The sequence below is a fragment of the Streptomyces sp. NPDC000075 genome (genome assembly GCF_040301925.1).
Classification (GTDB): Bacteria; Actinomycetota; Actinomycetes; order Streptomycetales; family Streptomycetaceae; genus Streptomyces; species Streptomyces polychromogenes.
On the sequence record NZ_JBEPFL010000020.1, the window covers coordinates 118,574 to 131,730 of the forward strand.

Annotated in this window: 9 protein-coding genes; 3 read left to right on the forward strand and 6 right to left on the reverse strand. The window is 72.3% G+C overall.

The window, feature by feature from the left end; translation table 11 throughout:
- The first annotated feature begins 93 nt into the window (after positions 1-93).
- Together ABT403_RS23310 and ABT403_RS23315 are read left to right on the forward strand one after the other, a co-directional pair.
- Positions 94-642, forward strand: a complete 549-nt coding sequence (locus ABT403_RS23310) for a DUF6114 domain-containing protein (protein ID WP_344165385.1) — start codon at positions 94-96, stop codon at positions 640-642.
- A complete protein-coding gene (locus ABT403_RS23315) occupies positions 632-1,927 on the forward strand; it encodes a hypothetical protein (RefSeq protein ID WP_344165388.1) in 1,296 nt (431 codons plus the stop codon). The genes ABT403_RS23310 and ABT403_RS23315 overlap by 11 nt, the downstream gene beginning before the upstream one ends.
- A 131-nt stretch (positions 1,928-2,058) precedes the next feature.
- Here ABT403_RS23315 and pyk read toward each other — a convergent pair whose 3' ends face one another.
- The 3 genes from pyk to pta form a co-directional block, all read right to left on the reverse strand.
- Entirely contained in the window at positions 2,059-3,489 is a 1,431-nt protein-coding gene (pyk, locus tag ABT403_RS23320) for a pyruvate kinase (RefSeq protein WP_344165391.1), read from the reverse strand.
- A 62-nt stretch (positions 3,490-3,551) separates the two neighbouring features.
- Positions 3,552-4,766, reverse strand: coding sequence for an acetate kinase (locus ABT403_RS23325; protein ID WP_344165394.1), 1,215 nt, complete (start codon positions 4,764-4,766; stop codon positions 3,552-3,554).
- Positions 4,767-4,823: 57 nt separating this feature from the next.
- Positions 4,824-6,914 carry a phosphate acetyltransferase gene (pta, locus tag ABT403_RS23330; protein ID WP_344165397.1) on the reverse strand — a complete coding sequence of 697 codons (2,091 nt, stop codon included), beginning with the start codon at positions 6,912-6,914 and terminating at the stop codon, positions 4,824-4,826.
- A 236-nt stretch (positions 6,915-7,150) separates the two neighbouring features.
- Here pta and ABT403_RS23335 point away from each other — a divergent pair, with 236 nt between their 5' ends.
- Entirely contained in the window at positions 7,151-8,176 is a 1,026-nt protein-coding gene (locus ABT403_RS23335; RefSeq protein ID WP_344165400.1) for an ATP-dependent 6-phosphofructokinase, read from the forward strand.
- Positions 8,177-8,301: 125 nt separating this feature from the next.
- Here ABT403_RS23335 and ABT403_RS23340 read toward each other — a convergent pair whose 3' ends face one another.
- The 3 genes from ABT403_RS23340 to ABT403_RS23350 form a co-directional block, all read right to left on the reverse strand.
- On the reverse strand, positions 8,302-9,030 hold the full coding sequence (locus ABT403_RS23340; RefSeq protein WP_344165403.1) for an XRE family transcriptional regulator: 729 nt from the start codon (positions 9,028-9,030) through the stop codon (positions 8,302-8,304).
- Positions 9,031-9,277: 247 nt separating this feature from the next.
- Positions 9,278-11,569 carry a 1,4-alpha-glucan branching enzyme gene (glgB, locus tag ABT403_RS23345; RefSeq protein ID WP_344165406.1) on the reverse strand — a complete coding sequence of 764 codons (2,292 nt, stop codon included), beginning with the start codon at positions 11,567-11,569 and terminating at the stop codon, positions 9,278-9,280.
- Positions 11,566-12,999 carry a maltokinase N-terminal cap-like domain-containing protein gene (locus ABT403_RS23350; protein WP_344165409.1) on the reverse strand — a complete coding sequence of 478 codons (1,434 nt, stop codon included), beginning with the start codon at positions 12,997-12,999 and terminating at the stop codon, positions 11,566-11,568. The genes glgB and ABT403_RS23350 overlap by 4 nt, the downstream gene beginning before the upstream one ends.
- Between the last annotated feature and the right edge of the window lie 158 nt (positions 13,000-13,157).

The following is a 13,157-nucleotide window of genomic DNA, read 5'->3' on the forward strand; positions in this document are numbered from 1 at the left end:
TGACCGGGCGGGCGTGCGGCGGCGGCAGCCGTCAGGCGCCCGTCCGGGCTCCACAGAGTTCTCCGTACCACCGTTTCCAGGGAGCTGTTGTCCATGAACCCCGAGGCCCCGGTTCGCGCCGCAGACGACCACTGGCTCACCGTCGTGTTCTACCGGTTCCGCGCCTGGCGGGGCGAGCGTCCCTTCTGGGCGGGCCTGTTCACCATCCTCGGCGGTGTGCCGATCGCCTACTTCCCCTACGCGGACCTCCGGCTGGGCAACATCACCCTCGCGATGGCGACGACGGCCGGCTCCGGCTCTCTGATCATCGGCGTCCTCCTGATCACGCTGGGCCTCGCCCTCTGGTTCCAGAAGGGCATCCGCGTCTTCGCCGGCGTCGCCGCGATCCTGCTGGCCCTGGTGTCGATCCCGGTGTCCAACCTCGGCGGCTTCTTCATCGGCTTCCTCTGCTCCATGGTCGGCGGTGCCCTCGCACTGGCCTGGGCGCCGGGCGTCCCGGTGGAGGACGAGCCGGAGCACGACGACGCCACGGTGGCGCCGGTGGACCCGTTCCACGGCATCCCGGGACCCCGCGAGACGGAAACGCCGTACGTGACCGAGAAGACTGCCCACGCCGATGGCGGGAGGAACAGTGCGGGGTGACGAGACGCAGCGGGGCGTGGCCCCAGGCGCAGAGTCCCGTGAGAGAAGGGGCCGCCACGCGGCGCCCCGGAAGTCGCTGCTGAACAAGCTCCAGATACCCGTCGGCAAGACGATGGCGCTCGCGGCGATGCCGACGGCCGTGCTCGTCGGGATGGGCATGGCCCCCAAGCTGGCCCTGGCGGACGACAAGGACATCCCCTTCGCGCCCGGCCCCTGCGTGACGCGCTCCGACGAGCCCTCCGCCTCGGCCTCGCCGTCCCCGTCCGGCTCCCCGTCGGCGAAGCCCTCGCCCGGTACGTCGCCGGGCGCGAGCCCCTCGCCGGGCGCGAGCCAGCTGATCCCCAAGCCGCAGACGAGCCCGTCGGCCAAGCAGCCCGAGGCCCCGAAGCAGAAGCAGGAGACCCCGGCGGCGAAGCCGTCCGCGAGCGCCTCCCCGTCCCCCTCGGCGACGAAGGCGTCCAACCCGCTCGACCCGCTGGGCGTCGGCGACGCCCTCAAGGGCCTCGTGGACGGGCTCGCCAAGCCCCTCCAGGGCGCGCAGAAGCCGGCCGCCCCGGTGCCCGCCCCCAGCACGTCCAGCACTCCGAAGACCCCGGCCGCCGACCCGAGGGCCGACGCGATCCGGGACGCCGCGAAGAAGGCCGGCGCCACGGTCGAGGAGCTGCCCCAGGACGTCAAGGACACCGTCAAGACCCCGAAGGACGAGACGGGCAAGGCGGCGGCCGACGACGCCGGCAAGGCGGCGGACGCCTCACCGTCGCCCTCCGCCACGGTGGACCCGGACGGCAAGCAGCCCTTCCCCTGCCCGACCTTCGACGCCAAGGCCCTGGCCGACGCCAAGCTGGAGCAGGGCATCCCGCTCCTGCCCGACGAGCCCTGGTACCTGGACAGCTCCCTGCTGACCCTCTACGGCCTCGACTACGAGGGCATCGTCGAGGTGAAGACGGCGAGCGGGAAGACCAAGAAGGTCCTGAAGTTCACGGCGGACTCGCTGGACATCAAGGACCTGTACCAGACCGTCGGCAAGACGGGGAACGTCGCCCACCTGAAGTCGCGCCCGGGCTCCACGTCCAAGATCCGCGACGGCAAGGTGACGATGTACACGGAGAGCCTCAAGGGCAACCTCTTCGGGCTCATCCCGATCGAGTTCACCCCGAACAGCCCGCCGCCCCTGAACGTCCCCTTCGCGTTCTTCACGCACGTCAAGGTCGTCCAGGCTGGCCAGTTCGGCGGCAACCTCACGGTCCCGGGCCTGCACAACTACATCGGCCCGCCGGAGGGCTAGACCCGGAAGAGACGGCCTGGTCCGCGCGGCGCCGCGTCCGGAGAACACCGAGGGCGGCACCCCGGTCCCCTTCAGGGGGCCGGGGTGCCGCCCTCGGTCTCTGTGCGGCAGAGTCGGGCGGGGCCGGGGCCTCAGTCGCGGCCGGTGCCGCCCAGGTGGTGGACGCGGACCATGTTGGTCGTGCCCGGGACGCCGGGGGGCGAGCCGGCCGTGATGATCATCGTGTCGCCGGCGTTGAAGCGCTGGAGCTTGAGCACCTCGGCGTCGACCAGCTCGACCATCGCGTCCGTGCTGTCGGCGTGCGGGACGATGGCCGACTCGACGCCCCAGCTCAGGGTGAGCTGGTTGCGGGTGTTCACGTCGGTGGTGAACGCCAGGATCGGCTGCTGGGCGCGGTAGCGCGACAGGCGGCGGGCGGTGTCGCCGGACTGGGTGAAGGCGACCAGGGCCTTGCCGTCGAGGAAGTCGGCGATCTCGCAGGCCGCGCGGGCGACGGAGCCGCCCTGGGTGCGCGGCTTCTTGCCCTGGACCAGCGGCTGGAGGCCCTTGGAGAGGAGCTCCTCCTCGGCCGCCGCGACGATCTTCGACATCGTCTTGACGGTCTCGATCGGGTAGGCGCCCACCGAGGACTCGGCGGAGAGCATGACCGCGTCGGCGCCGTCGAGGATGGCGTTGGCGACGTCGGAGGCCTCGGCGCGGGTCGGCCGGGAGTTGGTGATCATCGACTCCATCATCTGGGTGGCGACGATGACCGGCTTGGCGTTGCGGCGGCACATCTCGATGAGCCGCTTCTGGACCATCGGGACCTTCTCGAGCGGGTACTCGACGGCCAGGTCGCCGCGGGCCACCATGACCGCGTCGAAGGCCGCGACCACGGCCTCCATGTTCTCGACGGCCTGCGGCTTCTCCACCTTGGCGATGACGGGGACCCGGCGGCCCTCCTCGTCCATGACGCGGTGGACGTCCTTGACGTCGTTGGCGTCGCGCACGAAGGAGAGGGCGACCATGTCGCAGCCCATGCGGAGGGCGAAGCGCAGGTCGTCGACGTCCTTCTCCGACAGGGCGGGGACGTTCACGGCGGCACCGGGCAGGTTGATGCCCTTGTGGTCGGAGATGACACCGCCCTCGATGACGATGGTCTTGACCCGCGGGCCCTCGACCTCGGTCACCCGCAGCTCGACGTTGCCGTCGTTGATCAGGATCTGGTCACCCTTGGCGACGTCGCCGGGGAGGCCCTTGTAGGTGGTGCCGCAGATGGACTTGTCGCCCGGGACGTCCTCGGTGGTGATGGTGAACTCGTCACCGCGCACCAGCTCGACGGGACCCTCGGCGAAGGTCTCCAGACGGATCTTCGGACCCTGGAGGTCGGCGAGTACGCCGACCGCGCGCCCGGTCTCCTCGCAAGCCCTCCGGACGCGGTCGTACCGCTCCTGGTGTTCTGCCTGGGAACCGTGGCTGAAGTTGAATCGGGCCACGTTCATACCTGCCTCGATGAGCGCTTTCAGCTGCTCAAGCGAGTCGACGGCGGGGCCCAGCGTGCAGACGATTTTGGAACGGCGCATGAAGCGGATCCTATCCGTTTGTTTCGCAGCGGAATATTCCGTCTGGTGGAAAGTCCAAGTGACTAGCTGGTAACCAGCGCGTACGCCTGGGTGGCGATCTCCAGCTCCTCATCGGTGGGCACCACCGCCACCGCGACCCGCGCGTAGTCCGTCGAGATCAGCCGGGGCTCCGGGGAGCGCACCGCGTTCGCCTCCAGGTCCAGCGCGAGCCCCAGCTCCTCCAGCCCGGACACCGCCGCCTCGCGCACCGCCGCCGCGTTCTCGCCGACGCCGGCCGTGAACACCACCGCGTCCACCCGGCCCAGCACCGCCGTGTAGGCGCCGATGTACTTCTTCAGCCGGTGGACGTACGCCGCCAGCGCCAGGCGCGCCGCATCGTCGCCCGCCTCCGCCCGCCGGGTCACCTCGCGCATGTCGTTGTCGCCGCACAGACCCAGCAGACCGCTCTTCTTGTTGAGCAGCGAGTCGATCTCGTCGACCGACAGCCCGCCCACCCGCGCCAGGTGGAAGATCACGGCCGGGTCCAGGTCCCCGGAACGGGTCCCCATGACCAGGCCCTCCAGCGGGGTCAGCCCCATCGAGGTCTCCACGCACACCCCGCCGCGCACGGCGGAGGCCGAGGCCCCGTTGCCCAGGTGCAGCACGATCACGTTGACGTCCTCCACCGCCTTGCCCAGCAGCGCGGCCGCCGCGCGCGAGACGTAGGCGTGGGAGGTGCCGTGGAAGCCGTACCGCCGGATGGAGTACTTCTCGGCGGTCGCCGCGTCGATCGCGTACCGGGCCACGTGCTCCGGCATCGTCGAGTGGAAGGCCGTGTCGAAGACGGCCACCTGCGGGAGGTCCCCGCGCAGCTCGCGGGCCACCTCGATGCCGGTCACGTTCGCCGGGTTGTGCAGCGGGGCCAGCGGGATCAGGCTGCGGATCTCCGCCAGCACCTCGTCGTCGATCACCGTCGGGGCGGTGAACCGGGTCCCGCCGTGCACCACCCGGTGGCCCACGGCCGCCAGTTCGGGGGAGTCCAGGCCCATCCCGTCGGCGGCCAGCTCCTCGGCCACCGCCCGCAGCGCCTGCGCGTGGTCCGCGATCGCACCCGTCCGCTCGCGCTTGCCGCCCCGGGCACCGGGGCCGGCGAGCGGCTCGTGCACCAGGCGCGAGCCCTCCTCCCCGATCCGCTCCACCAGGCCCACGGCCAGGCGGGAGGAGTCGGTCATGTCGAGGAGCTGGTACTTGACCGACGAGGAGCCGGAGTTGAGGACGAGTACGCGCGTTGCGGTCACGGCGGGGGTCTTTCCTTCGGGCGGACGGGAGGCGGGGGGAGGGATGGTGAGGGAGGGTCAGGCGCCGGCGGAGGGCGAGCCCTGGGACTGGGCCTGGATCGCGGTGATCGCCACGGTGTTGACGATGTCCTGGACGAGCGCCCCGCGCGAGAGGTCGTTGACGGGCTTGCGCAGGCCCTGGAGCACCGGGCCGATGGCGACGGCGCCCGCCGAACGCTGCACGGCCTTGTAGGTGTTGTTGCCCGTGTTCAGGTCCGGGAAGATCAGCACGCTCGCCCGGCCGGCCACCTCGGAGCCGGGCAGCTTGGTCGCCGCCACCGAGGGCTCCACGGCCGCGTCGTACTGGATCGGGCCCTCGATCAGCAGGTCGGGACGGCCCGCGCGGACGGTCTCGGTGGCCTTGCGGACCTTCTCCACGTCCGCGCCGGAGCCGGAGGTGCCGGTGGAGTAGGAGAGCATCGCGATCCGGGGCTCGACGCCGAAGGCCGCGGCGGTGGTGGCCGACTGGACGGCGATGTCGGCCAGCTGCTCGGCGTCCGGGTCCGGGTTGACCGCACAGTCCCCGTACACGAGGACCTGGTCGGCCAGGCACATGAAGAAGACGGAGGAGACGATCGAGGCCTCCGGCTTGGTCTTGATGATCTCGAAGGCCGGGCGGATGGTCGCGGCGGTGGAGTGCACGGAGCCGGAGACCATGCCGTCGGCCAGGCCCTGCTGGACCATCAGCGTGCCGAAGTAGTTGACGTCGGTGACCACGTCGTGGGCCAGCTCGACCGTCATGCCCTTGTGGGCGCGGGCCTGCGCGTAGTACTCGGCGAAGCCCTCCCGCATCGGCGAGGTCGCCGGGTCGATGAGCTGCGCGGCGGAGATGTCGACCCCGAGGTCGGCGGCCTTCTTCAGGATCGCCTGCTCCTCGCCCAGCAGCGTCAGGTCGCAGACGCCCCGGCGCAGCACCACGTCCGCGGCCCGCAGCACCCGCTCCTCGGTGCCCTCGGGCAGCACCACGCGGCGCCGCTCGGAGCGGGCCCGCTCCAGCAGCTCGTGCTCGAACATCATCGGGGTGACGCGCTCCGAGCGGGCCACCGACAGCAGCCCGCGCAGCTCGGCGGTGTCCACGTGCCGCTCGAAGAGGCCGAGGGCGGTCTCCAGCTTGCGCGGGGTCGCGGAGTTCAGCCGGCTCTGCAGGGAGAAGAGCTCGGCGGCCGTCGGGAAGCTGTTGCCGGCCACCGAGACGACCGGGGTGCCGGGCGCCAGCTTCGAGGCGAGGGTCAGGACGTCCTGTCCGGGGCGTTCGCCCAGGGTCAGCAGGACCCCGGCGATCGGCGGGGTGCCGGAGGTGTGCGCGGCCAGGGCCCCGACGACCAGGTCGGCGCGGTCCCCGGGGGTGACCACGAGGCAGCCGGGGGTCAGGGCGGCGAGGAAGTTCGGCAGCATCGCGCCGCCGAAGACGAAGTCCACGGCGTCGCGGGCCAGCCCGGCCTCGTCGCCGAGGAGCACCTCGCCGCCGAGCGCCCGGGTGATCTGGGCGACGGTCGGGGCCGCGAGGGACTTGTCGTCCGGCAGGACGTAGCAGGGCACGGGGAGGCGGGCGGCGAGCCGCTCGGCTATGGAGTCCCGGTCGGCGGCGGCGACCCGGTTGACCACCATCGCCACCACGTGGCAGCCCAGGCTCTCGTAGGCCCGGTGGGCGTTGCGGGCCTCGGCGCGCACGGTGTCGGCGGGCTGTCCGGTCCCGCCCACGACGGGTACGACGACCGCACCCAGCTCGTTGGCGAGGCGGGCGTTGAGCGCCAGCTCGTCGGGGAGGTTGGTGTCGGCGTAGTCGGTGCCGAGGACCAGCATCACCTCGTACTCCCGGGCCACCCGATGGTAGCGGTCCACGAGCCGGGAGACCAGTTCGTCGGTCCCCTTCTCGGCCAGGACCGCCGAGGCCTCCCCGTACTCCATCCCGTACGCCGCCGAGGCGTCCTGGTCGAGCCGGTAGCGGGCCTTGAGCAGGTCGAAGAGGCGGTCCGGCGCGTCGTGCAGCAGCGGACGGTAGACGCCGACCCGGCCCGTCTGGCGGGTCAGCAGCTCCATGATCCCCAGTTCGACGACCTGGCGGCCGTCCCCCCGCTCGATCCCGGTCACGTACACGCTGCGCGTCACGCGTGCTCTCCGTCCATGCTGTGGGTAGTGGATATCCGTTCGATGTGGCTCGACCTCTTGACAGTACCCCGGTCAGTGGATAAAGCGCCCGCCGGGAAAAAGGCCCGGCCGGCCGGGACGAAAGGCCTGGTGGGCGGAGCGGTACGGAGCGCGGGCCGCCCCGGCGCCATGGAACAATCGGACACGTGGGATCAATACGCCCATCAGGTACGACCAGGAGCAGGAGACACAGGACGATGCGTATCGGAGTTCTCACCGCAGGCGGAGACTGTCCCGGCCTGAACGCCGTCATCCGGTCGGTCGTCCACCGCGCGCTGGTCGGCCACGGCGACGAGGTCATCGGCTTCGAGGACGGCTTCAAGGGCCTCCTCGACGGCCACTACCGCCCCCTGGACATCAACGAGGTCAGCGGCATCCTGGCCCGCGGCGGCACCATCCTCGGCTCGGCGCGCATGGAGCGCGCCCGGCTGCACGAGGCCGCCGAGAACGCGGCGGAGCTGGCGCGGCGCTACGAGATCGACGCGCTGATCCCCATCGGCGGCGAGGGCACCCTGACGGCCTCCCGGATGCTCTCGGACGCCGGTATGCCGGTCGTCGGCGTCCCGAAGACCATCGACAACGACATCTCCGCCACCGACCGCACCTTCGGCTTCGACACCGCCGTCACCGTCGCCACCGAGGCCATCGACCGCCTCAAGACCACCGCCGAGTCCCACCAGCGCGTGATGGTCGTCGAGGTCATGGGCCGCCACGCGGGCTGGATCGCCCTGGAGTCCGGCATGGCCGGCGGCGCCCACGGCATCTGCCTGCCGGAGCGTCCCTTCGAGGTGGACGCCCTGGTCAAGATGGTGGAGGAACGGTTCGCCCGAGGTAAGAAGTTCGCCGTCATCTGCGTCGCCGAGGGCGCGCACCCGGCCGAGGGCTCCATGCCGTACGAGAAGGGCGCCATCGACGCCTACGGCCACGAGCGCTTCGCCGGCATCGGCAACCGGCTCGCCGTCGAGCTGGAGCACCGCCTCGGCAAGGAGGCCCGCCCGGTCATCCTCGGCCACGTCCAGCGCGGCGGCACCCCCACCGCCTACGACCGCGTCCTGGCCACCCGCTTCGGCTGGCACGCCGTCGAGGCCGTGCACCGCGGGCAGTTCGGCAACATGACCGCCCTGCGCGGCACCGAGGTGGTCATGGCCCCCCTGGCCGACGCCGTCACCGAGCTCAAGACCGTCCCCGAGAGCCGCATGTACGAGGCCGAGTCCGTCTTCTGACCGGGTCCCCCGGCCCGCCCCGCCGGGACCTCCGTCACCGGTTCCACGCCGAACGGCCCCGGACGCCCTCCCCTGAGGAGGCCGTCCGGGGCCGTCGCGCGAGTGCCGGGCGCGCCGCGCGTGAGCTATCCCGCACCGCCGGCCAGGGACCAGAACCGCTCCGAGATCGCCTCCAGGTACTCCCGGCCCGCGTCACCCGTCCAGGTGGAGCTGTCGCCGCCGCCCCAGCTGACGGTGGCCACCATCCGCTGCTGGTACTCGTTGTAGAGGAGCTCCAGGATCCGCTCCAGCTGGGACTTGGGCACCGGCAGCAGCTTGGCCAGCGGTTTCACGTACGCCTGCCAGCGGGTGGTCGCCGCGCTGCGCAGCAGCCCGTCGAGCTCGTCCTTCTTGCCGGTCACCGCCACGAACTGGGCCAGGCTGAGCTTGAGGGCGGAGGCGAGGGCGGCGGACTGGCGCTCGTTGCCCTTCCAGCGCCCGCTCTCCTCCATCTTCAGGTACGCGCCCGGCTCCAGGCCCACCCGGCGGGCCAGGTCCTCGGGGTCCATGCCCCGGGCCATGCGGTGTTCCCGCAGGGTCACGGGCTCGGCGAGCAGTTCCCCGGGGGAACACCAGAGCACGCCGGCGAGGGCGGTGAGCTCGGCGGAGCTGGGCGACTGCTCGCCCCGCTCCCAGGCCATCACGGTCTCGGGTGCGACGAGCAGGCCGTACTGGGCCCGCAGGCCGTAGGCGACATGACCGGGCGCCATGCCCAGGGCCGCGCGCAGGCGACGCGCGGCGGGGGCATTGAATGGTGGGCTGGAGTGCACAGGGCACACGGTAGAAGTGGCCAAGCCGTGGCGACTACAGACCATTCAAACAAGCCAATAACTCGTAGGAAAGTCCTATGGAGTTCATGACTTTATGCGGTTTTCCCGGCGACTGTCCGGTAATCGGATGGTCGGAAGATCCATTTACAGAGTACGGATCCGGCCACTCCATTTCCGGCGCTTTCCGGACCCGGCGAGTGATCCCCGCCACACACCGTGAACCACACCCCCGGGCCGTACGTGATCCATATCGGGGCCCTCGCATACGGGGGTAGCGAGGGCCCCCACATGCTCAGGGCCTGAACCAGACCGTCGCCATCGGCGGCAGCGTCAGCCTCAGGCTCTTCGCCCGGCCCTGGGCCGGGACCGGCTCCGGCCGCAGCGGGCGTTCGTGGTGGACCCCGCTCCCGCCGTACACCTCCCGGTCCGTGTTGAGGACCTCGCGCCACAGCGGCACCTCGTCCGGCACCCCGATCCGGTACCCGTGCCGCACCACCGGCGAGAAGTTCGACACGCACAGCAGCGGCGAGCCGTCGCCCGCGTACCGCAGGAAGGCGAACACGTTGTCCTCGGCGGCGTCCGCCTCCACCCAGGCGAAGCCCTCCGGCACCGAGTCCCGCTCCCACAGCGCCGGCGCCGCCGTGTACGCCCGGTTCAGGTCCCGCACCAGCTCCCGCACCCCCCGGTGGTCCCCGGCCGCCGGATAGGAGGAGTCCAGCAGCCACCAGTCGGGCCCGTAGGTCTCCGACCACTCCGAACCCTGCGCGAACTCCTGCCCCATGAACAGCAGCTGCTTGCCGGGATGGGCCCACATGAACCCCAGGTACGCCCGGTGCGTGGCCCGCTGCTGCCACCAGTCGCCCGGCATCTTCGACACCAGAGAGCGCTTGCCGTGCACCACCTCGTCGTGCGAGATCGGCAGCACGTAGTTCTCGCTGAACGCGTACACCATCCCGAAGGTCATGTCGTGGTGGTGGTACTTGCGGTGGACCGGCTCCTTCGAGGCGTACCGCAGCGTGTCGTGCATCCAGCCCATGTTCCACTTCAGGCCGAAGCCCAGCCCGCCCGAGTCCGTCGGCCGCGTCACCCCGTCCCAGGCCGTGGACTCCTCCGCGATCGTCACCACGCCCGGGCAGCGCCGGTACACCGTCGCGTTCATCTCCTGGAGCAGCGCCACCGCGTCCAGGTCCTCCCGGCCGCCGTGCGCGTTCGGCGACCAGTCGCCCTCGCCGCGCGAGTAGTCCAGGTACAGCATCGAGGCCACCGCGTCCACGCGCAGCCCGTCCACGTGGAACTCCTGGCACCAGTACACGGCGTTGGCCACCAGGAAGTTGCGGACCTCCTTGCGCCCGTAGTCGAACTCCAGCGTCCCCCAGTCCGGGTGCGCGGCCCGCCTCGGGTCCTGGTGCTCGTACAGCGGCCGCCCGTCGAACTCCGCCAGCGCCCACGCGTCGCGCGGGAAGTGCGCCGGCACCCAGTCGACGATCACCCCGATCCCGGCCCGGTGCAGCGAGTCCACCAGGAACCGGAAGTCGTCCGGGGTGCCCAGCCGTGAGGTCGGCGCGTAGAAGCCGGTCACCTGGTAGCCCCACGAGCCGCCGAAGGGGTGCTCGGCGACCGGCATGAACTCCACGTGCGTGAAGCCCAGTTCCCTGACGTACGAGGGCAGCTGCTCGGCCAGGCTGCGGTAGCTCAGCCCCGGCCGCCAGGAGGCGAGGTGCAGCTCGTACACCGACATCGGGGACTGGTGCGCCGGGCGCAGCCCCCGCGCGGCCATCCACCGCGCGTCGCCCCACTCGTAGCGGGAGGCGGTGACCACCGAGGCGTTCGCCGGCGGGACCTCCGCGTACCGGGCCATCGGGTCGGCGCGCAGGGTGTGGCCGCCGTCCGGGCGGGTGACGTCGTACTTGTACAGGGCCCCCTCGCCCACCCCCGGCAGGAACAGCTCCCACACCCCCGTCGAGCCCAGCGAGCGCATCGGGTACGCCACCGAGTCCCAGCAGGAGAAGTCCCCGGCGACCCGCACCCCCTGCGCGTTGGGCGCCCACACCGTGAACCGGGTGCCGGCCACCCCCTGGTGCTCCATGACCTGCGAGCCCAGCGCCGTCCACAGCTCCTCGTGCCGGCCCTCGCCGATCAGGTGCAGGTCCAGCTCACCGAGGGTGGGCAGGAACCGGTACGGGTCGTGGACCTCGATCTCGTCGCTCTCGTACGTCACCAGCAGCCGGTAGTCCGGCACCCCGGTCAGCGGCAGCAGCCCGGAGAACAGCCCGTCCCCCTCGTCGAAGAGCTCGGCCCGCAGCCCCTTCGCCACGATCGTGACGGCCTTCGCGTAGGGGCGCAGCACCCGGAAGACCACCCCGCCCCGCTGGGCACGGGCGCCGAGCAGCGCGTGCGGGTCGTGGTGGCGGCCCTCCAGCAGCCGGGCCCGTTCCCCCGCGTCCAGGGCGGGGGCCGGCCGGACCCCGTGCGGCGGGGCGGCGCGGCGGGCGCGCGGGGCCCGTGGCCGTTTCGCGTCCGCGGCTCCGGGGGCGGCTGCGGCTTCCTCTCGGACGGTCGGTGACGGCTGTCGTGCGGCGCTCACGCGAGCGGCCTCCTCGGGGGCTTCGGGTGGGGGGTGGTGCCGGGTACGGGCGGGGGCATGCGGTGGGCGGGGCGCTCGGGCGCCGACAGCCGGCGGATCGCCGCCATCGGGACGTGCAGCCAGTCGGGGCGGTGCCGGGACTCGTAGCGGGCCTCGTACACGGCCTTGTCGGTCTCGTACGCGCGCAGCAGGACCGGGTCCTCGCGCGGGTCGCGGCCGGTGGTGCGGGCGTAGCCCTCGCAGAACGCGGCCCGGCAGGCGTCCGCCCAGGCGGGGGCGAAGGGCCGGTGCGAGCGGGCGGCGTAGTCGAAGGAGCGCAGTATCCCCGCGATGTCGCGGACGGCCGGTTCGGGGCGGCGGCGGTCGGCCAGCGGCCGGGCGGGCTCGCCCTCGAAGTCGATCAGCGCCCAGCTGCCGTCGGCGGTGCGCAGGGTCTGGCCCAGGTGCAGGTCCCCGTGGATGCGCTGGGCCGGCACCCCGGCCCCCCGGGAGGCGGCCAGGGCGTCGAAGGCGCCGCGCAGCCCGGCCTCGTAGGGCCGCAGCGCGGGCACCTCGCGGGCGGTGGCGGCCAGCCGCGCGGTCATCCCGGCGGCGAGCCGGGCGGTCTGCTCGGGGCCCAGGGCCAGGGTGGGCAGGGCGTCGGCCAGGGCGCTGTGCACCTCGGCGGTGGCCCGGCCCAGGGCGTGTGCCTCGGCGGTGAAGTCGGCGCCGGAGCCGAGCCTGCGCAGGGCCAGCTGCCAGCCGTCGTCGGAGCCGCGCAGGTAGGGCTGGAGCACGCCCAGGGTCAACGGTTCTCCACCGCCCGGGGCGGCCTCGTACCAGGCGACCGGGGCGGGCACCCGGGCGCAGCCGGCGGCGGCCAGCGCTCTGGGCAGCTCCAGGTCCGGGTTGATCCCGGGGCCGACCCGGCGGAACACCTTCAGGATGTACGAATCCCCGTAGATCAGCGAGGAGTTGGTCTGTTCCCCGGACAGCGGGCGGGGGGTGAGCCCCGCTTCGATCGGGGCGTCCGGGTCCCGGTCGAAGCGGAGCGGGCCCAGGGTGCCGGGGGAGCGCAGCCGCTCCAGCAGCATGGCGGCGAGGCGGGGGTCGCCCAGGGCCTCGTACACGGCGCTGCCGGTGTACGGGCCGGACCGGGCGTGGCCGATGAGGGCGGGGGCGAGGGCGGGCGGCAGGGGGGTGGGGCGGATGCCCAGCAGCAGCTGGTAGCAGTCCCCGTCCACGTCGAGCAGCAGGTGCAGCAGTCCCGGGACGGAGCCCGGGGGCAGCAGTTCGGCCGCCGAGACGGCCCTGAGCCGGCCGATCTCGCGTCCCTTGCCCGCGAACCAGCGCTGCGCGGGCAGCCATTCCCTCAGCATGGGTTCGAGCGGACCGATCCCGGCGGCCCGGTCGGCCGCCAGCCGGCTCCGGGCGGATGCAGCCTCCGACATGGCGTCGCGTCCTTTCCCCGGGCCGTCACAGAATGCGCAGAGTGTCCCGGATGTGCGGCAGTTGCTTCTCCGGTAAGTGCGAGTGTCGGGTCAGGATGCTCCGTACAGGGGCGGGCGTTGACCCGTTGGAGTGCCCGCCCCGTTCCGGTGCCGCGCAG